This window comes from Bacillus sp. MD-5, from assembly GCF_002201875.1.
Classification (GTDB): domain Bacteria; phylum Bacillota; class Bacilli; order Bacillales; family Bacillaceae; genus Bacillus; species Bacillus stercoris.
Genome location: NZ_CP021911.1, coordinates 782,481 through 802,500 on the forward strand (window position 1 = coordinate 782,481; position 20,020 = coordinate 802,500).

A 20,020-nucleotide genomic window follows, 5' to 3' on the forward strand; every position below is an offset into this window, starting at 1 on the left:
CAGCTGTTTTTCTTTACCGTTTGCCAGAGGCTCTCATTCTTTCTTGAGGATGCTGATTAATCGATCCATCAGCACGCTTTGAAGCATAGTCGTCCTTTGCTCTCGGTTCACCCTGAAATTTGTTTTCGTTTTCGTAAGGAAATCCTTTTTCTTTATTCCGGACCATGTCATATCCCCCTAGGTTCGAGATCAAAAAGTTGCGTCTTTCCAGATGAAGACGTAAGGTTAGTATATGGAGAACACCACGTAATAAAGCGTTATTTTTTTCCTGAAGAAAGGAGACTGCACACATGAATATGTACATTGAGAAACTGACGAATCTGCTTCTGGAAAAGAACGATATGATCAGCTATATACAGGCGAAAACATGGGTGGAGTTGCTATGGAGCGATTTCGAAGCAACCTATGCAAAAGCCGGACATGCCTATCAGGGTGAAAAAATGACCGAAAAAATCGTCACACAATGGATCGAAAACTACGGAGGCCAGCTCCACCTTTTTCAAAGCTCCCGTAACGACGTGAATGATTACTTACATCAAAGCAGAGGCCTTTTGCATTAAAAACCTGCCGTTAGCGACCGGCAGGTTTTTTCATTTTTTTCACATAAAACATGTTTCGCCAGCCTGTCAATCAGGGAATACCACTTATATCTTGTCAAATGCGAGGAGGAGCTTTAAATGAAAAAGAAACAAGTAATGCTCGCTTTAACAGCTGCCATAGGAATGGGCTTGACAGCACTTCACTCCGCTCCCGCAGCAAAAGCTGCGCCCCTTCACGACATATCTGTCAGCATGCCATCATCCGATACTTACATCATAAAAGCAGGAAAACTGAATGTCCGGACTGAGCCAAATCATGAAGGTGATATTCTCGGCACTGTATCATCAGAACAAAAGGTAACAGTCGATGGGTTCGTAAATGCCGATTGGGCTCAAATTCATTTCAAAGGAAAAAAAGCATATATTTCAACTCACTTTTTAATGAAAACCGCAAGCCAAGCGAAAACAACGAAACAGACAGCCTTCTATACACCGACACCCGAAAACGGAAAAGCTAAGCAGCTCTCATCTGGAACAAAGGTGACAATACTCGGGTGGGGATTTAGTGAAAACGGAGGATTTGACTTCACTTGGGCATTCGTGGATTATGGCGGTGTTATAGGCTATATTCACACAAAGGATTTACAAATGCGATAAAAGGCAGGCCGAGGCTTGTCTTTTTGTCTATGTGTGAAACATTTCTTCTTTCTGCACGTAACAATGAGAAAGGAGATGATAATATGGCTGGTTTAGTCAGCGGAGGACTTATGATCATTGCGGGCATACTGATCAAACAGTTTCCTCCCAAATCCATCAACAGTGTGTACGGATACAGAACAAGACGCTCAATGTCAGATCAAAGATTATGGAATGAAGCGAACCGTTACAGTGCATCATTAATGATCCTGTCAGGCTTGGTGATTGCGGGAATGGGATTTTTGCTGGGATCAAGCTTGATCATTCTTCAGCTAATCCTGCTGATTGCCGCTTGTGTCATCATATTTATGCTAACGGAAAAAAGACTGAAAACCATGATGCACAGTCAAGGAGGAGATAGAAGTGGACGGAGTTAAATGCCAGTTTGTCAATACAAACGGAATCACGCTCCATGTTGCAAGCGCAGGACCGGAAGACGGCCCGTTACTTGTCCTGCTTCATGGATTTCCTGAGTTTTGGTACGGCTGGAAAAATCAAATCAAACCGCTTGCTGATGCGGGTTACCGGGTCATTGCTCCTGATCAGCGGGGCTACAATCTAAGTGACAAACCGGAAGGAATTGATTCGTACCGGATTGATACATTAAGAGATGATATCATCGGACTTATTACGCAATTCACTGATGAAAAAGCAATTGTCATCGGGCATGACTGGGGAGGGGCTGTCGCATGGCATTTGGCTTCCACACGCCCGGAATATCTTGAAAAGCTGATCGCGATCAACATCCCGCACCCGCACGTCATGAAAACCGTAACGCCGTTTTATCCGCCGCAGTGGCTGAAAAGCTCGTATATCGCATTCTTTCAGCTGCCAGACATACCGGAGGCATCACTAAGGGAAAATGATTATGAAACATTAGACAAAGCGATTGGATTATCGGCCCGTCCGGAGATTTTTTCGTCCGATGATGTCAGCAGGTACAAAGAAGCGTGGAAACAGCCGGGTGCACTGACAGCTATGCTGAACTGGTACAGAGCCCTCAGAAAAGGAAGCCTTGCAGAGAAACCGCCTTATGAAACAGCACCCTACCGGATGATCTGGGGAATGGAAGACCGTTTTTTGAGCAGAAAGCTTGCGAAAGAGACGGAAAAGCAATGCCCGAATGGACATCTCATCTTTGTAGATGAAGCTTCCCATTGGATTAACCACGAAAAACCAGCAATCGTCAATCAGCTGATTTTGGAATACCTTAAGAACCAATAAGTTTGAACTTCTCTTCATTCGTCTGCCATAATGGCAGACTTTTTCTGTGCGTTTTTTTCATAGTCTGTTTTAAACATGACAAAATAACATTAAAAATCATGAATGTCACCATAAAATTGTAACAAAAAACAGGTTTAAACGACTTTTAAAAAAGGAATAGCCTTACTGAAGATTTGTGTAAAACTCCCCTAAGGCAATACTTAAAAAGAATAATAAAAAGAAGGTGCCTTAATGAAGCAAGGATTAATCTCGATTATTATCCCGTCTTACAATGAAGGGTATAATGTCAAACTCATTCATGAATCTTTAAAAAAGGAATTTAAAAACATTCATTATGACTATGAAATATTCTTCATAAATGACGGAAGCGTTGATGACACGCTTCAGCAGATCAAAGACTTGGCAGTGACGTGCAGCCGGGTGAAATATATATCTTTTTCTCGGAATTTTGGAAAAGAAGCCGCGATTTTGGCGGGCTTTGAGCATGTTCAGGGCGAGGCGGTAATTGTAATGGATGCCGATCTTCAGCATCCGACATATTTGCTGAAGGAATTTATCAAAGGCTACGAAGAAGGGTACGACCAGGTCATTGCCCAAAGGAACAGAAAAGGGGACGGGTTTGTCCGCTCACTCTTATCATCAATGTATTACAAGTTCATTAATAAAGCGGTGGAAGTCGATTTGCGTGATGGTGTGGGTGACTTCAGATTGTTAAGCCGCCAAGCTGTAAATGCTCTTTTGAAGCTGAGCGAAGGAAACCGCTTCTCAAAAGGCCTTTTTTGCTGGATCGGCTTTGATCAGAAAATTGTGTTTTATGAAAATGTCGAACGGAAAAACGGCACATCCAAATGGTCGTTCAGCAGTCTGTTTAATTACGGCATGGACGGCGTCGTTTCATTTAATCATAAACCGCTGAGATTATGTTTTTACACCGGCATTTTCATCTTGCTGCTTTCCATCATTTATATCATTGCCACATTCGTTAAAATTCTGACTAACGGTATTTCTGTGCCTGGGTACTTTACAATTATCTCAGCTGTGTTATTTCTCGGCGGAGTACAGCTGTTAAGCCTCGGGATCATAGGCGAATATATCGGCCGAATTTATTATGAAACAAAAAAACGCCCGCATTATTTGATCAAAGAAGCGAATATCCCAAACAAAGACCTGCCTGAAACGAACGAATTAAAAAGCGTGCGGCGTCTGACAAAAATGCACTGAAATCACCAAGCGTCATTGGCAGTGCTTTTTTTGCGTGTCTATCATCTTAAAAGCAAGACTGGAGAATGTATATGAAAAGAAAACATGTTATGATCTATGCGGCCAGTCTGCTGGTGTCCGTTCTGGCACACGCCTTTTTTGTGAAAGAATGGGCGGAAGGCAGGTATATGACAGGTCCGGGTGACGGACTTGCGCAAATGATCGTATTTAAAAAATTATTATTTGACCAATATACACACGGGAATTTTTTCTACAATTATTCATTCGGACTTGGCGGCGGCACATTCAGTCAGCTCGGCTATTATTTTTCTGCTTCTTTTCTATTTCTTGCTGTGTCCGCCGTTGTCTGGCTGCTTCAAGCCCTCCAGTTTATCGGAGAAGCGGATACGCTTTTTTGGGCAGAGTCAGCTGTTTTTATCAGTATTTTCAAATTGAGCTTGATCATCTTTACGTCCGCTTCTGTTTTTCACTATCTTCTCAAGCATAGAGCGGCATCGTTTACGGGAGCCGTGTTATACGGCGTCTCGATTATTTATTTCCGTCACGAAGCGTATTGGGAATTTTTTACTGATACAATGATTTGGCTTCCGCTGCTTGTGCTTGGCGCAGAAAAAATCATTAGAGAGCGGCGTCCGGCGTGGTTTATTGTTGCGTGTTCGCTGACGTTCATCAACAATTTTTACTTTGCATACATAAACCTTATATTCATCGGAATCTACGTGCTGTTCAGATGGCTGATCAGACTGGAACAGGATGAAGTGAAAAGATGGGTTCAATGCAGATTGTTTCTGGTTTCGGGACTCATTTCTTTTGGCATCAGTGCGGCGGTGTTTGTGCCGGTGGTATACGGTTATTTAAACAACCTGCGCCCCCCATACAGCCAGAAAATAGAGTGGCTCAATTTCGATGATAATATATTATTTTCGAGCCGGATTATTATTGTGCCGGCCGCTTTTCTGCTGTTTTTGTTTATGATGTCTTTTTACAAAAACCGTGTGTTTCGTCTTTTTGCCGGATTGAGCCTGCTGTTTATTCTTTTTCATTTCAGTCCGTATGCGGCAAGCGTTTTTAACGGCTTTTCCGCCCCGCAAAACCGCTTTGAATATGTTCTGGCCTTTACCATTGCGGGAGCAGCGGCGGCTGGTTTGTCACAGCTGTCTGAACTGAACCGGAAAGAACTGCTCCCGGCCATAGCTATCGTCCTGCTTCTTTACTTGTATCATATCCAAAGGTATAAGCTCGATATATGGAAGCCTGCGAATGAAAGCATTCTCTTGCTCTTACTCATGACAATCGCAGCCTTGTTTGCTGCAGCTTTTGCGAAAAAACGGGCAAAAATGGCTGTGTACGGTATCATCATTCTTTCTTCGCTGTTGGTCGCCAACTCCTATCAAAAATACGCACTCTCAGAAGGCGGCGATCTGGATAGTGTGACAAGAGAATATCTTACAAGTGAGGAATACAGAGGGCAAGAATCAACTGAGCTCATCAGACGTTTACAAAAGGAAGACAATGACCCGCTCATGAGAATCGACTGGATGAACGGTGTCCGCAATAATACGCCAATCATTTACGGATTTAATGGCTTCAGCGCCTATTCCAGCATTTTAAATAAAAATCTGCTGGCCTTCTATTGGAATGATTTAAGCATCGATATGGGCAGGGAAAGCGTCAGCCGTTATGCGTCATTGGGAGACAGGGCCAATTTATACAGCCTGCTTTACGGCAAATATTATATGACGGAAAAAACAAACGCAGCCAGCGTCCCGTACGGCTTCAAAAAGCATTTAGAAACAGTGCATTATGCGGTTTATGAGAATGAGTACATGCTTCCATTCGTCAAAACAGCGGATGCCATATACAGCGAAAGTGAGCTGGACCAATTGCCCGCTCTTGCGAAAGAACAGGCGATGCTGAAAGGAATCATATTAAAAGATCCATCTGGAAAAACCGAGCAGACACCAAAACCGGCCAATTTGATCACCAAGTCGGACATCACCGCAAAACAAGCCCATTATCAAAACGGACTGCTCACCGTAACTGGAGAAAACGGAGGAGAGCTGACCATCACTCCGAAACAGCCATCATCCGCTCCGGGAGACTACTATGTCAGCTTTTATTTGAAAAGCAAAGCAAAAGACAAAGGATTTACATTAAAGGTAAATGATTATGTCACAACAAGAAAATCGAACAAATCGATCTATAAAACCGGTGTAAATGATATTACGGTCAGAGTGCCTAAATCAGGCCATATCTCAATCCATCTTCCGAAAGGAACCTATGAGCTGAGAAATATAGCGCTCTATGAAGAGAATTATGAAACGCTGAAAAACGCTGTATTGCAACATAAAACAGAGAAAGCAGAGAAACTGAATTGGAACAAAAATCAATTGACCTTTGCATATCATCTGTCAAAAGACCAGTACATCATGCTTCCGATCCCATATGAAAAAGGCTGGGAGCTGAAAATCAACGGACACACACAGAAGATTGAAAAAGCGGATTATGCTTTTATAGGCTTCAAGGCGCAAAAGGGAGACAATCACATTGAGCTGACTTACTATCCGCCATACTTCAACATATCGGCGATCATATCTCTCGTCAGTCTGCTGCTTGCTGTTTTATATATAAGACGTAAAAAGCCCGGCTCTATATAGAGCCGAGCTTTAATTTTTTCTGAAGTTTTTCTTCGCTGAATATCCATCCCGTATAGGACGAACGAATCGTAAGATCATGGCCGATATGAACAATTGCCACAAAAGGATAATGGCCTTTACTCCGATAACGCAGGTCGATAAATCTCACCTCATAATGATCTTTAAACGTATCCACTTCCCACCGGTAAACCGGAGAAAAGGACAGAAACGCCGCGATGTTATCATCCTGCTTTGCCGCATGCATTACATCGGTTTCAGGAACAGGCACTCGATTAAATGTATCCAGAATCACGACGTGTCCTTCCATGCTTCTTCCTACATAGAAAGCATGTGCTGTTGTCACTGCGATTCGCCATTGCCTGAATTTCATCGTTGGAGAAATAATAATGCTTTCAATCTCATCATGAATCATCTCATGAAGCTTTCGTTTAATTCTCAGCTGCATGATCAGGCGCACCAAATAATAGCCTGCCAATATGATATATAAGCTGAGAAACGTGATGCCGGGACTGCCGCCTGCATACCAAATCGCAATAGCTGCCAGATGGCTGATAAAAATAAACGGATCAAACGTATTAATCAGCCCAAGCGCAACCCATTTTTTCGAAAACGGACGAATGGCTTGTGTCCCATAGGCGTTGAATATATCGACGAAGACATGCAGAACAACGGCCAGCAGCGTCCACAGCCACAGGTGCAGAAAATTGGCCTGAGGATAAAATAAATACAGAATCGCCGGGATGATGACAGACCAAAACAAAACGGCGGGAATTGAATGGGTAAATCCTCTGTGATTCCTTATATAAACAGCATTGTTTTTAAGCTTTAACACAGTATCAATATCCGGAGCCTGAGAGCCCGCAAGCGTTGCGATCATAACAGCGTGAGCCATTGCCGGATCTGATGCGACAACAGGATCAAGCGTCGCAATACCGCCCAGTGCGATGCCCATAACGACATGTGTGCCCGTATCCATAGGTGACCTCCTTGCAGGATGATCCTGCACATTCACTTTGTAAGAAATTCCCCATTTTCATATACCCAATTTTTAAACTGATTCAATCGTTCTCATATGTTTCCGCTTTTTCTTTACTATTATTTAATGTAACATATTATCGTACTGTGCCCTTAGTGTACAACAAAAAACAGTCTAAAGAAAAGCGGGGCGCGAAAGACTGGGGAGAAACACATATGAACGTACTTGAAGACAAATTAAAACAAAAAGACATACAGCAATTTCGCGATGATTTAATCACATGGTTTGAAAGAGAGCAGCGCGTTCTGCCGTGGAGAGAGGACCAAGATCCGTATAAAGTGTGGGTATCTGAAGTCATGCTGCAGCAAACGAGAGTAGAGACTGTGATTCCTTACTTTCTGCGATTTGTGGAACAATTCCCGACAGTGGAAGCGCTCGCTGATGCAGATGAAGAAAAGGTGCTGAAAGCATGGGAAGGACTCGGCTATTATTCGCGAGTCAGAAATCTGCAAAGCGCGGTAAAAGAAGTAAAACAGGAATACGGCGGCATTGTCCCTCCAAACGAGAAAGAATTTGGCGGGTTAAAAGGCGTCGGCCCTTATACAAAGGGAGCGGTGCTCAGTATAGCCTACAATAAACCCATTCCCGCGGTTGACGGAAATGTGATGCGTGTCATGTCCAGAATTCTTTCTATTTGGGATGATATTGCCAAACCAAAAACAAGAACGATCTTTGAAGACGCTATACGAGCTTTTATTTCCAAAGAAAAACCTTCAGAATTTAATCAGGGCTTGATGGAGCTTGGAGCCTTGATCTGTACGCCAAAATCACCTTCATGCCTGCTATGCCCGGTTCAGCAGCATTGCTCAGCATTTGAAGAAGGCACTGAACGGGAGCTTCCGGTCAAAAGCAAAAAGAAAAAGCCCGGGATCAAAACAATGGCTGCAATCGTACTGACCGATGAAGACGGACAAGTGTATATCCACAAACGGCCGTCTAAAGGTTTGCTCGCCAACCTATGGGAATTCCCTAATCTTGAAACCCAAAAAGGGATCAAAACTGAGCGTGAACAGCTCATTGCATTTCTAGAAAACGAATATGGGATACAAGCTGATATCAGTGATCTGCAAGGTGTAGTCGAGCACGTTTTCACCCACCTGGTATGGAATATTTCTGTGTTTTTCGGTAAAGTAAAACAAGTGTCGGATACTGCCGAGCTGAAAAAAGTAACGAAAGAAGAGCTCGAACAATTTGCGTTCCCGGTGTCACATCAAAAAATCTGGAAGATGGCAGTGGAAGCAGCCTCATATTCGGCTGCTCCGTAAACCATTCTTAATCGTAAGAAACGCGCGTGCCGTGGCTGTAGTCCGCTTCATTGCGCTTCATTCCGCCGCGCGCTTCAATTTCTTGCGTTAATTCCCGGTATTTTGATTGGCCTTCTTCGTTCAAGTAAGGCATAATTTGCTGAAAGGCATGATGAAAATAAGCGAGTTCACTGTTCTTCCAATCTTTTTTGGAAACCATGTTCAATTCGCTCATATCACGTCCGACATACATAACAGAAGACCCCCTTTAAAGTTCTTGCCATTATTGTTTGTGGAAATAAAAGAACTATACGCTACAAGGAGATGAGGAAAAATGGAACAAAATAAATGTGCACTCGTAACAGGAAGCAGCCGCGGTGTCGGAAAAGCGGCCGCGATCAGACTTGCTGAGAACGGCTATAACATCGTCATTAACTATGCCCGCAGCAAAAAAGCAGCACTAGAAACAGCAGAAGAAATCGAAAAGCTTGGTGTTAAAGTGCTTGTCGTAAAAGCAAACGTAGGACAGCCTGCAAAAATCAAAGAAATGTTTCAGCAAATTGATGAAACGTTCGGCAGACTTGATGTTTTTGTCAATAATGCTGCTTCAGGCGTTCTGAGACCTGTCATGGAACTAGAAGAAACACACTGGGACTGGACGATGAACATTAATGCGAAAGCATTGCTTTTCTGCGCTCAGGAAGCTGCCAAGCTAATGGAGAAGAACGGAGGCGGGCATATTGTCAGCATCAGTTCATTAGGCTCTATCCGCTATCTTGAAAACTACACCACGGTTGGTGTATCAAAAGCAGCGTTAGAGGCTCTAACACGTTATCTTGCGGTTGAGCTTTCACCAAAACAAATTATCGTCAATGCTGTTTCAGGCGGAGCGATCGACACAGATGCGCTGAAACACTTCCCGAATAGAGAAGATCTGCTTGAGGATGCGCGCCAAAACACACCGGCGGGCCGCATGGTCGAAATTAAAGACATGGTTGAAACCGTTGAGTTTCTAGTGTCTTCCAAGGCTGACATGATCCGCGGACAGACTATTATCGTTGACGGCGGACGCTCACTGCTCGTTTAAAAATTTTTAAAAAAGAGGAATAGCTATACGATCACCTGCACATTCTAATGACCGTGGAGGTGATAACAATGGCTAACTCAAATAATTTCAGCAAAACAAACGCTCAACAAGTTAGAAAACAAAACCAACAATCAGCTGCTGGTCAAGGTCAATTCGGCACTGAATTTGCTAGCGAAACAAACGCTCAGCAAGTTAGAAAACAAAACCAGCAATCAGCTGGCCAACAAGGTCAATTCGGCACTGAATTCGCTAGTGAAACTGACACACAGCAGGTAAGACAACAAAACCAATCTGCTGAACAAAACAAACAACAAAACAGCTAATCACTGAAACAGAAAAAAGCACTTCATCTTCGGGTGGAAGTGCTTTTTTCTGTTTGAAAAACGACAAAACTTGTGGAAGGTCTACAGAATGAGTCAAAGGGTTTGCTTTATGGAGATCGAAATGATTAAAGGAGGAAACGTTTATACTTTCACCAGGCTAAAGGAGGAACCGATGACGGAATTTGAAAAGCTGGTAAGTGAACAGATGAAAACGATGGATAAGCTTCTCGATCTCCAATCAGAGCTCGACCGCTGCAAACAAATTGAAGCGGAACTCAGGCATTTGGAAAGGGATGCAAGGCTGCGGGGGATTCAGGCTGAAATTGCGGTAAAACGGAAACACCTTGCCGATATACAAGATATGTTTCAAAAGCAGACAGAGCAGGTCATTCGTTCTTATCGCAGCTCAGAAAAGCCGTCTTCCTTTGTGTAGTGCAGGAATGTGCCATTCCCCGGCCGGAATGGCTCTTTTATTTTCATTTTTCAAATTGTAACGTTATAATAGGTAAAAGACGTTGTCGGTAAGCAAATTTGGACATACTAACTGTAGGGCTTTATAGAAAGTAGGGGAGAAATATGGGCTATCCCAAGGAAGGAGAAACCATTCAAATTCACAGCTATAAGCACAACGGGCTGATTCATAGAATTTGGAATGAGACAACAATCTTAAAAAGTACAGAAATGTGTGTCATCGGGGCCAATGACCGGACGATGGTAACCGAATCAGACGGCCGGACATGGATAACCAGAGAGCCCGCAATCTGTTATTTTCACGCAAGACAATGGTTTAATGTCATCGGGATGCTGAGGGAAGACGGGGTTCATTATTATTGCAACATCAGTTCTCCGTTTGCCTATGATGGCGAAGCAATTAAATATATCGATTATGACTTAGACGTTAAGGTTTTCCCTGACATGACCTACAATATTCTTGATGAAGACGAATATGATGATCACCGGAAAGCCATGAATTATCCAAAAGAAATCGACAGTATATTAAGAGACTACTTAAACACGCTGCTCCATTGGATTCACCAGCGTCAGGGACCGTTTGCGCCCGAGTTTGTTGATATGTGGTATGAACGGTATTTGCGCTATACAAAATAATGGTTACGTAAAAACCTGTTGCGGGGTACAACAGGTTTTTCACATGGGCTCACACACATCATGATCAAGAGAGAGGGGGAATCAACGTGGGGGTTATGAAACGCTACATGCAATTCGTCAAACCTTATAAGAAGCAAATTTTCGTTACAGTGTTAATCGGGATCGTAAAATTCTCCATTCCGCTTGCTCTCCCATTGCTTCTGAAGTACGTAGTTGACGACATTATTCAAGGAGGCGGCACGGCTAGTGACAAAACAACGTCATTGTTCACGATTATGGCGATCATGTTCGCCTTATTTTTAATTTTGCGCCCGCCTGTTGAATATTATCGGCAATATTTTGCCCAGTGGACGGCCAGCAAGGTGCTTTATGACATAAGAGCCAAGCTGTTTGACCATATACAGAAACTCAGCCTTCGTTTTTACGCGAATACAAGAACAGGGGAAGTCATTTCCCGAGTGATTAATGATGTAGAACAAACAAAGGATTTTGTCATCACAGGCCTGATGAATATTTGGCTAGATATGCTGACGATTTTGATCGTGATCTCTATCATGCTGACGCTGGACATAAAATTAACACTGATCTCTATCGTTTTATTCCCATTATACGGCATATCAGTGAAGTATTTTTACGGCCGTTTACGAAAGCTCACAAGGGAGCGCTCACAGGCGCTAGCTCAAGTACAGGGGCATTTGCACGAGCGCATTCAAGGCATGCCGGTCATCAGGAGCTTTGCAATAGAAGACCATGAACAGGCTCAATTTAATGAGAAAAATGGTCATTTCTTAGATAAGGCCATCAGCCACACGAATTGGAATGCCAAAACCTTTGCGGTCGTTAATACCATTACAGATTTGGCGCCGCTCATCGTCATTGCGTGCGCCGGCTATTTTGTCATTAATGGACCGCTGACAGTCGGAACAATGGTCGCGTTTGTCGGATATATTGACAGAATGTACAACCCAGTTAGAAGACTGATCAATTCCTCTACAACCTTGACACAGTCAATCGCATCAATGGACAGGGTGTTTGAATTTATCGACGAGCCCTATGAACTCACTGACAAACCAAATGCGATAAAGGCCGATAAGATTCGCGGAGGAGTGGAGTTTCAAAACGTTTCGTTTCAATATGAAAAGGAAAAAGATAACATTCTCCATGACGTCTCTTTAAAAGTAAATAGAGGGGAAACTGTAGCTCTCGTCGGCATGAGCGGAGGAGGAAAATCAACGCTCGTCAGCCTGATCCCGAGATTTTATGATGTTTCAAGCGGCAGACTGCTGATTGACGGGAAGGATATACGCGATTATGAAGCGCGAAGCCTTCGCAACCAGGTTGGCATGGTGCTTCAGGATACCTTTTTATTTAGTGAAACGATTCGGGAGAACATCGCAATCGGCAAACCTGATGCCACTCTTGAAGAAATTATTGAAGCCGCCAAAGCTGCAAATGCCCATGAATTTATCATGGGTTTTCCAGAAGGATATGAGACCCGGGTGGGAGAACGAGGCGTTAAGCTTTCAGGCGGACAAAAGCAGCGGATCTCAATTGCGCGGGTATTCCTGAAAAATCCGCCGCTCCTCATTTTAGATGAAGCGACATCGGCTCTGGATTTGGAAAGTGAGCATTACATTCAAGAAGCGATGGACAAACTGGCGAAGGATAGAACAACTTTTGTTGTCGCACACCGGTTATCGACGATCACACATGCGGATAAGATTGTCGTCATGGAAAACGGCACAATCATTGAAACCGGAACCCATGATGAACTCATGGACTATGACAGCCAGTACAAGCACTTATTTACCATTCAAAATTTGAACTAAAACATCAATCTTATATCCTTTTAACGAAGGATATAAGATTTTTTTGTATAAAAAAACCCGGCTGTTTAACCGGGTTACTCTTCTGTTTCTATTTCGCAGTCTTTCGGATGATACGTTTGAAAACTTGTGATGAGTGTTTCTAAATGTTCGAGCTGCTCACGGTATTCTACGGCGCTTGCCATAATATTGAGCATGTTGTAATCAATAAGCTCCTCATCCGTATTTTGCTGATTTTTTAAAAAGGACTTTGTTAAAAGCTGCTTATATCGAATGCCTTCTTCATCCGCGTCATCATGCGGCTTGATTTTGCCGACAAACCTCATTAAAATCAGTTCATGCCAGTAAAGCAGGTAATCAAGCTCTTCAGTCAGTGTTTCCTGAAACTCTTCCGGCATATGATAGATCTCGTTTTCCAGACGATGCAGCTTCTTCAATGTATCAAGCGCCCGGTTTGCAGTAATAATGGCCTGTCTGAACAGGACAAGCTTTCTTGATTTCACATAAGTCGTTTTCTTAAAGTAACTTCTTTCTTCTTTATATAGAAGATATGTCTGATCAAGCTTGATCATTTTTTCTTTCAGTTTTTCAATATCCTCTTTCAAAATCGAATGCTCTGTCGACTGCCGCATGGACAATCTGATCCACTTCATAATTTCTTCGGTGTTTTCGACGGTATTATGAATCAGCTTTGTTTCGTACTTAGGAGGCAAAAACACAAGGTTGACAATAAAAGAAGAAAGCACCCCTAAAATGACTGTGCTTGTTCTGATCAGCGCGAACATTAAAAAGTCGTCACCGGCAGATTCTAATATCGCAATGACTGTTACAAGAGCAATTGAAATTGTATGTTCAATTTTAAGTTTCAGCATGATTGTAATGACAATAACTGCTGTTAACCCGATCATAATCGGGCTGGGTCCGAAAATAAGGCCGAACACTGTGGCAATCACAGCTCCGATGATATTTGCCTGAACCTGGTCAATAATAATGAGAAAAGAGCGGTAAATCGACGGCTGAATCGCAAATATCGCTGCAATTCCAGCGAAAATCGGCGCGGGAAGCCCGATCCACGAAGCCAAATAAAGGGCAAGTGTAATCGCAATCCCGGTTTTGAAAATGCGGGCACCAAGTTTCATTGGTTTGTGCGTGCATTCCTTTCTATAGTAAATTGTGTGACATAGCAAATGGGCTAATCCTTAAAATTCCCGGTTAGTTTATTTGCTAAACAATTAAGTAATATACAGGGATCGATACAAATATTCAAGCTATTTTTCTAGAAAAAGACCAAAATCTTACACGTTATATGAATCCATAAAAAAACAGGAGCTCAATGCTCCTGTCCAAGGTGTCAAATTCTAGTTTTTAAGATGTTTAAAAGCATCCTCGACCGCCTCAAGCGTGTCTTTAATATCCTGCTCTGTATGTGCTGTCGTGATAAACCAGGCTTCATACTTAGAAGGTGCTAAATTAACTCCGCGTTCCAGCATCAGTTTGAAAAACGCAGCGAATGTTTCTCCGTCACTACGTTCAGCCTGCTCATAATTTTCGACTTTCTCATCAGAGAAATAAACCGTGAGTGCGCCTTTTAAGCGATTGACAGTAATTGTGATGCCGTGTGTTTCTGCGTGCTGTAAAATGCCTTCTTCCAGCATTGCGCCAAGGTGATCAAGCTTTTCATACACGCCTTCCTCTTTGAGCACTTCCAGACAAGCGATGCCTGATAGGATGGAAGCGGGGTTCCCTGCCATTGTTCCAGCCTGATAAGCAGGCCCTAGCGGAGCTACCTGCTCCATGATTTCTTTTTTGCCGCCATAGGCGCCAATCGGAAGTCCGCCGCCGATAATTTTTCCGAGCGCTGTTAAATCCGGTTTCACCTGTAAGAGATCCTGCGCGCCGCCATACATAAAGCGGAAAGCCGTAATGACTTCATCGTAAATAACGAGAGCGCCTGCATTGTGCGTCAATTCATTTACTTTTTCTAAGAAACCTTCTTTTGGCTCAACGATACCGAAGTTGCCGACAATCGGTTCAACGAGAACTGCCGCGATTTCACTGCCCCATTTATCAAGAGCCTCTTTATAGCTTTCGATATCATTAAATGGAACAGTGATCACTTCGTTTGCAATGCTTTTTGGTACACCGGCTGAGTCCGGAGTGCCGAGAGTGGACGGGCCGGAGCCTGCAGCGACAAGCACAAGGTCCGAATGCCCGTGATAGCAGCCTGCAAATTTAATGATTTTTGTCCGGCCTGTATATGCGCGGGCCACGCGGATGGTCGTCATAACGGCTTCTGTTCCCGAATTGACGAATCTTACTTTGTCCATAGCGGGAATAGCTTCTTTGAGCATCTTTGCAAATGTAACCTCATGTTTCGTCGGTGTTCCATACAATACACCGTTCTCTGCCGCTTTTTTAATCGCTTCTGTAATATGCGGGTGGGCATGTCCTGTAATAATCGGACCATACGCCGCTAAATAATCGATGTATTTGTTGCCGTCCACATCCCAAAAATAAGCGCCGCTTGCTTTCTCCATTGCAACGGGAGAACCGCCGCCGACTGCTTTATATGATCTAGACGGGCTGTTTACACCGCCGACAATGTGCTCTAATGCCTCATTGTGAAGTTCAATTGATTTTGTATGCAAGAATAAAAACCTCCTATATCTCCATGCGTCCTTTCTATTGTAGCATGCTTCCGAACAAGAACAATGGCTTTGGGCTTCTGCAGCTGAGATGGTTGTAATCTGGACAAGAATTGGATACGCTTAATAAAAAAACATCCGGAGGTAACGTAATGACTATAGAAATCGGACAAAAAGCACCTGATCTTGAGTTAAAAGGCGATCATGGGGAAACAGTAAAATTATCGGATTATAAAGGAAAGTATATCGTGCTTTATTTTTATCCAAAGGACATGACACCGGGGTGTACAACGGAAGCCTGCGATTTTCGGGACAATCACGAAAGCTTCAGTGAACTGGATGCCGTCATTATCGGTGTCAGCCCGGACAGCCAGGAAAAACACGGAAAATTTAAAGAGAAGCATGATCTTCCATTTCTGCTTCTTGTTGATGATGAGCATAAGCTGGCGGAAGCGTTTGATGTGTGGAAGCTGAAGAAAAACTTCGGAAAAGAATATATGGGAATCGAGCGCTCCACTTTTTTAATTGATAAAGAAGGCCGTCTCGTTAAAGAATGGAGAAAGGTAAAAGTGAAAGACCATGTAGCCGAAGCGCTTCAAACCCTCAAGGATATGTCGGAAAAGTAAATTCGTCTATCAGCCTCAAATGATATGCTTACTTTTACCCTGATATCAATTGACAAATTATCGTAGAAAGAGTTACACTAATTATAAACATTACAATGTAAGAATTTTTTTTAGAAGAGAGGTGCATGACGGATGGCTGCACATGAACTAAAAGAAGCCTTAGAAACGTTGAAGGAAACCGGAGTTCGCATTACTCCTCAACGTCATGCGATTCTGGAATATCTCGTTAACTCTATGGCTCATCCAACAGCGGACGATATATATAAAGCTCTGGAAGGGAAATTTCCTAACATGAGCGTAGCGACGGTATATAACAATTTGCGTGTGTTCCGAGAATCAGGTTTGGTAAAAGAGCTCACATACGGTGATGCTTCCAGCAGATTCGATTTTGTCACATCCGATCACTATCACGCGATTTGTGAAAACTGCGGGAAAATTGTGGACTTCCATTACCCGGGCCTTGACGAAGTTGAGCAGCTTGCTGCCCACGTCACTGGTTTCAAGGTAAGCCACCACCGTTTAGAAATTTACGGCGTCTGCCAAGAGTGTTCGAAAAAAGAAAATCATTAAAAATAAGCTGACCGCACGAAACGGTCAGCTTATTTTATTTCGACATTTTCTTTTTATTATAAGACTCATCAAATTCTTTTCCTTCTAATCCCTTATCTAAAGTCAGCGGCTCTCGGCAATGCATGCACATATCGACTCTTCCTAAAACCTTTGTCTCTTTATCACAGCCTGGACAAATGACGCGAACCGCTTTAGTCGAAAGCATTCCAATCCAAAAGTAAACAACCGTGCTGAGACCGATCGATAAAAGCCCAAGTATCATAAACAAACTAGAAAGCAAAACTGACTCTTTGAAAAAAATCCCGATGTACATAATGATAAACCCAACGAAAACCAAACTTAACGCGAATGTTCTGATTTTATTAATTTTGCTGGAGTATTTCGCCATGTCCATCCCCCTCTGATTTAACTATAGCACAAACCCGATGGGATTTTCTTCATGTTTTCGGTTGAACTGGAATTTACTTATGGAGACTTGCTGTGAAATTGTTTATAATAGTTCAATGTGTTTAGAAAAAAGGAATTTCGTTTTAACCATAGAATTGAATCAAATAGAGAATAAAAAAATTTGAACAATTGCATTGGAGGAATAGTGATGGAAAATCTTCTCCGCCCAATTTACCAAGAAAGAGCAAGTCACCCCAATACATTAGCTGTCATTATGATTGAGAGAAGAAACAAAACATCTTCCTTAACAGATAACTTTGACGCAGCTTTGCTGGTGATTGTAAAGGATGCTGATGAGCCAGTTTTTATAAAGCACTATGAATTCGATCATCAAACAGCTTCTTTGCATGTGGTAACAGATTCTCAGATTCAAGAATGGATTTTGCTTGGAACAAATAGAAGAATCATAGATTGGATTGTAAATGGCAGAATCTTGTTTGACCGTAATGAATACGTTGCTGAACTGATTGACAGGCTGAATACATTTCCGTTTGCCGAACGTAAACTGAAGATCGGACTCGAATACGGCAAATTAATCAGAAGGTATGTTGAAGGAAAAGCTTTTTTTGAAGCCAATCAATTTTTAGATGCCTACAACGCCGTTGTTCATGCGTTGCATCATTTAGCACGTATTGAAGTAATCGACAGAGGATTTCATCCCGAAACCACGGTGTGGAGCCAAGTGCGCCAGATGGAGCCCCAAGTGTACAAATTATATTCCGAGCTGATTGAAAGTCACGAGAGCTTGGAAAAAAGACTAGAATTATTATTCTTAGCAAATGATTTTCTTATCCATTCTAAAGCAGAGATCGGTTCGGCGCATCTTTTCGAAGTAATGAAAGAAAAAGACATTTGGCAATTCGGTGAGCTTCTTCAACATCATGACCTAAAGCACTTTACACAGGATCTTGGCGTTATGCTTGATTACTTGACAGAAAAGGGACTTATCAACGTCAGCCAAATAGAAACGAAAGGACAGGCTGTCTATCACCGAGGATATTCTTTTAAAAAAGGTGTTGACTCTGTTTCTTGACCGTGTTATATTATTAAACGTCGCTGATGCGCTTCTGAGAAAATAAGCTCACAGCGGCGGGGAAATAAATCAAAAAAACATTTGACAAAAGAAAGTCAAAATGTTATATTGATAAAGTCGCTTCAACAAGAAGTGAAAATGATCTTTGAAAACTAAACAAGACAAAACGTACCTGTTAATTCATTTTTATAAATCGCACAGTGATGTGCGTAGTCAGTCAAACTAGGGCCTGCATGACGCAGGTCACACAGGTGTCGCCGCAGGATGCGGTGAACTTAACCTGTGATCCATTTATCGGAGAGTTTGATCCTGGCTCAGGACGAACGCTGGCGGCGTGCCTAATACATGCAAGTCGAGCGGACAGATGGGAGCTTGCTCCCTGATGTTAGCGGCGGACGGGTGAGTAACACGTGGGTAACCTGCCTGTAAGACTGGGATAACTCCGGGAAACCGGGGCTAATACCGGATGCTTGTTTGAACCGCATGGTTCAAACATAAAAGGTGGCTTCGGCTACCACTTACAGATGGACCCGCGGCGCATTAGCTAGTTGGTGAGGTAATGGCTCACCAAGGCAACGATGCGTAGCCGACCTGAGAGGGTGATCGGCCACACTGGGACTGAGACACGGCCCAGACTCCTACGGGAGGCAGCAGTAGGGAATCTTCCGCAATGGACGAAAGTCTGACGGAGCAACGCCGCGTGAGTGATGAAGGTTTTCGGATCGTAAAGCTCTGTTGTTAGGGAAGAACAAGTACCGTTCGAATAGGGCGGTACCTTGACGGTACCTAACCAGAAAGCCACGGCTAACTACGTGCCAGCAGCCGCGGTAATACGTAGGTGGCAAGCGTTGTCCGGAATTATTGGGCGTAAAGGGCTCGCAGGCGGTTTCTTAAGTCTGATGTGAAAGCCCCCGGCTCAACCGGGGAGGGTCATTGGAAACTGGGGAACTTGAGTGCAGAAGAGGAGAGTGGAATTCCACGTGTAGCGGTGAAATGCGTAGAGATGTGGAGGAACACCAGTGGCGAAGGCGACTCTCTGGTCTGTAACTGACGCTGAGGAGCGAAAGCGTGGGGAGCGAACAGGATTAGATACCCTGGTAGTCCACGCCGTAAACGATGAGTGCTAAGTGTTAGGGGGTTTCCGCCCCTTAGTGCTGCAGCTAACGCATTAAGCACTCCGCCTGGGGAGTACGGTCGCAAGACTGAAACTCAAAGGAATTGACGGGGGCCCGCACAAGCGGTGGAGCATGTGGTTTAATTCGAAGCAACGCGAAGAACCTTACCAGGTCTTGACATCCTCTGACAATCCTAGAGATAGGACGTCCCCTTCGGGGGCAGAGTGACAGGTGGTGCATGGTTGTCGTCAGCTCGTGTCGTGAGATGTTGGGTTAAGTCCCGCAACGAGCGCAACCCTTGATCTTAGTTGCCAGCATTCAGTTGGGCACTCTAAGGTGACTGCCGGTGACAAACCGGAGGAAGGTGGGGATGACGTCAAATCATCATGCCCCTTATGACCTGGGCTACACACGTGCTACAATGGACAGAACAAAGGGCAGCGAAACCGCGAGGTTAAGCCAATCCCACAAATCTGTTCTCAGTTCGGATCGCAGTCTGCAACTCGACTGCGTGAAGCTGGAATCGCTAGTAATCGCGGATCAGCATGCCGCGGTGAATACGTTCCCGGGCCTTGTACACACCGCCCGTCACACCACGAGAGTTTGTAACACCCGAAGTCGGTG

General features: G+C 43.6%; 21 protein-coding genes and 1 rRNA gene (1 of these 22 running past the window's edge). 16 read left to right on the top strand and 6 right to left on the bottom strand.

Features of this window, described 5'->3' with window-relative positions; translation table 11 throughout:
- Positions 1-13 precede the first annotated feature (13 nt).
- Positions 14-166 (bottom strand): small, acid-soluble spore protein K, encoded by a 153-nt coding sequence (locus CDO84_RS03690; protein ID WP_003223241.1) that lies wholly within the window; start codon positions 164-166, stop codon positions 14-16.
- A gap of 124 nt (positions 167-290) precedes the next feature.
- Here CDO84_RS03690 and CDO84_RS03695 point away from each other — a divergent pair, with 124 nt between their 5' ends.
- The 6 genes from CDO84_RS03695 (at position 291) to CDO84_RS03720 (ending at position 6,337) form a co-directional block, all read left to right on the top strand.
- Positions 291-560, top strand: coding sequence for a YfhJ family protein (locus CDO84_RS03695; protein WP_014663267.1), 270 nt, complete (start codon positions 291-293; stop codon positions 558-560).
- Positions 561-677: 117 nt separating this feature from the next.
- Entirely contained in the window at positions 678-1,196 is a 519-nt protein-coding gene (locus CDO84_RS03700) for an SH3 domain-containing protein (protein ID WP_040083674.1), read from the top strand.
- A gap of 83 nt (positions 1,197-1,279) precedes the next feature.
- Positions 1,280-1,612, top strand: coding sequence for an SdpI family protein (locus tag CDO84_RS03705; RefSeq protein WP_040083673.1), 333 nt, complete (start codon positions 1,280-1,282; stop codon positions 1,610-1,612).
- The gene (gene ephM, locus CDO84_RS03710; protein WP_040083671.1) at positions 1,599-2,459 is read left to right on the top strand and encodes an epoxide hydrolase EphM; all 861 of its coding nucleotides are present in this window, start codon (positions 1,599-1,601) and stop codon (positions 2,457-2,459) included. The genes CDO84_RS03705 and ephM overlap by 14 nt, the downstream gene beginning before the upstream one ends.
- 231 nt (positions 2,460-2,690) lie before the next feature.
- A complete protein-coding gene (locus tag CDO84_RS03715) occupies positions 2,691-3,680 on the top strand; it encodes a glycosyltransferase family 2 protein (RefSeq protein ID WP_014663272.1) in 990 nt (329 codons plus the stop codon).
- A 71-nt stretch (positions 3,681-3,751) separates the two neighbouring features.
- Complete coding sequence (locus tag CDO84_RS03720; RefSeq protein WP_040083670.1) at positions 3,752-6,337, top strand: YfhO family protein; 2,586 nt, start codon at positions 3,752-3,754, stop codon at positions 6,335-6,337.
- On the opposite strand, the gene CDO84_RS03725 is transcribed toward CDO84_RS03720, so the two are convergent.
- Positions 6,330-7,313: a metal-dependent hydrolase gene (locus CDO84_RS03725; RefSeq protein WP_014663274.1), complete on the bottom strand. Its 984-nt coding sequence runs from the start codon at positions 7,311-7,313 to the stop codon at positions 6,330-6,332. The genes CDO84_RS03720 and CDO84_RS03725 overlap by 8 nt on opposite strands.
- A 215-nt stretch (positions 7,314-7,528) precedes the next feature.
- Between CDO84_RS03725 and mutY the strand changes: the two genes are divergently transcribed.
- The gene (gene mutY, locus CDO84_RS03730; RefSeq protein ID WP_040083669.1) at positions 7,529-8,638 is read left to right on the top strand and encodes an A/G-specific adenine glycosylase; all 1,110 of its coding nucleotides are present in this window, start codon (positions 7,529-7,531) and stop codon (positions 8,636-8,638) included.
- A gap of 7 nt (positions 8,639-8,645) precedes the next feature.
- Here the strand turns inward: mutY and CDO84_RS03735 are convergent, their stop codons facing one another.
- Positions 8,646-8,870 (bottom strand): hypothetical protein, encoded by a 225-nt coding sequence (locus tag CDO84_RS03735; RefSeq protein ID WP_003233542.1) that lies wholly within the window; start codon positions 8,868-8,870, stop codon positions 8,646-8,648.
- 81 nt (positions 8,871-8,951) lie between these two features.
- Between CDO84_RS03735 and fabL the strand changes: the two genes are divergently transcribed.
- The 5 genes from fabL to CDO84_RS03760 all read left to right on the top strand — a co-directional run bounded on the left by fabL (position 8,952) and on the right by CDO84_RS03760 (position 12,963).
- A complete protein-coding gene (gene fabL / locus CDO84_RS03740) occupies positions 8,952-9,704 on the top strand; it encodes an enoyl-[acyl-carrier-protein] reductase FabL (protein ID WP_040083667.1) in 753 nt (250 codons plus the stop codon).
- Between the two features lie 68 nt (positions 9,705-9,772).
- Entirely contained in the window at positions 9,773-10,027 is a 255-nt protein-coding gene (sspE, locus tag CDO84_RS03745) for a gamma type acid-soluble spore protein SspE (RefSeq protein WP_014663277.1), read from the top strand.
- 172 nt (positions 10,028-10,199) lie between these two features.
- Positions 10,200-10,460 (top strand): YgaB family protein, encoded by a 261-nt coding sequence (locus CDO84_RS03750; RefSeq protein WP_003242708.1) that lies wholly within the window; start codon positions 10,200-10,202, stop codon positions 10,458-10,460.
- A 143-nt stretch (positions 10,461-10,603) separates the two neighbouring features.
- Positions 10,604-11,134: a nucleoside tri-diphosphate phosphatase gene (gene ntdP / locus CDO84_RS03755; RefSeq protein WP_003223272.1), complete on the top strand. Its 531-nt coding sequence runs from the start codon at positions 10,604-10,606 to the stop codon at positions 11,132-11,134.
- Positions 11,135-11,220: 86 nt separating this feature from the next.
- A complete protein-coding gene (locus CDO84_RS03760) occupies positions 11,221-12,963 on the top strand; it encodes an ABC transporter ATP-binding protein (RefSeq protein ID WP_040083665.1) in 1,743 nt (580 codons plus the stop codon).
- A 74-nt stretch (positions 12,964-13,037) separates the two neighbouring features.
- Here the strand turns inward: CDO84_RS03760 and CDO84_RS03765 are convergent, their stop codons facing one another.
- Together CDO84_RS03765 and CDO84_RS03770 are read right to left on the bottom strand one after the other, a co-directional pair.
- A complete protein-coding gene (locus tag CDO84_RS03765; RefSeq protein ID WP_014663280.1) occupies positions 13,038-14,099 on the bottom strand; it encodes an aromatic acid exporter family protein in 1,062 nt (353 codons plus the stop codon).
- A gap of 219 nt (positions 14,100-14,318) precedes the next feature.
- Complete coding sequence (locus tag CDO84_RS03770; RefSeq protein ID WP_040083664.1) at positions 14,319-15,608, bottom strand: glutamate-1-semialdehyde 2,1-aminomutase; 1,290 nt, start codon at positions 15,606-15,608, stop codon at positions 14,319-14,321.
- A 149-nt stretch (positions 15,609-15,757) separates the two neighbouring features.
- Between CDO84_RS03770 and bcp the strand changes: the two genes are divergently transcribed.
- Positions 15,758-16,231 carry a thioredoxin-dependent thiol peroxidase gene (gene bcp, locus CDO84_RS03775; RefSeq protein ID WP_014663282.1) on the top strand — a complete coding sequence of 158 codons (474 nt, stop codon included), beginning with the start codon at positions 15,758-15,760 and terminating at the stop codon, positions 16,229-16,231.
- A gap of 132 nt (positions 16,232-16,363) precedes the next feature.
- Positions 16,364-16,801: a peroxide-responsive transcriptional repressor PerR gene (perR, locus tag CDO84_RS03780; protein ID WP_003223285.1), complete on the top strand. Its 438-nt coding sequence runs from the start codon at positions 16,364-16,366 to the stop codon at positions 16,799-16,801.
- Positions 16,802-16,835: 34 nt separating this feature from the next.
- Here the strand turns inward: perR and CDO84_RS03785 are convergent, their stop codons facing one another.
- Positions 16,836-17,189 (bottom strand): YgzB family protein, encoded by a 354-nt coding sequence (locus tag CDO84_RS03785; protein ID WP_014479226.1) that lies wholly within the window; start codon positions 17,187-17,189, stop codon positions 16,836-16,838.
- Positions 17,190-17,396: 207 nt separating this feature from the next.
- On the opposite strand from CDO84_RS03785, the gene CDO84_RS03790 reads away from it, so the two are divergent.
- Together CDO84_RS03790 and CDO84_RS03795 are read left to right on the top strand one after the other, a co-directional pair.
- Positions 17,397-18,281 carry a nucleotidyltransferase-like protein gene (locus CDO84_RS03790; RefSeq protein ID WP_014663283.1) on the top strand — a complete coding sequence of 295 codons (885 nt, stop codon included), beginning with the start codon at positions 17,397-17,399 and terminating at the stop codon, positions 18,279-18,281.
- Between the two features lie 291 nt (positions 18,282-18,572).
- Positions 18,573-20,020, top strand: a 16S ribosomal RNA gene (locus CDO84_RS03795); it runs 102 nt beyond the window's last position.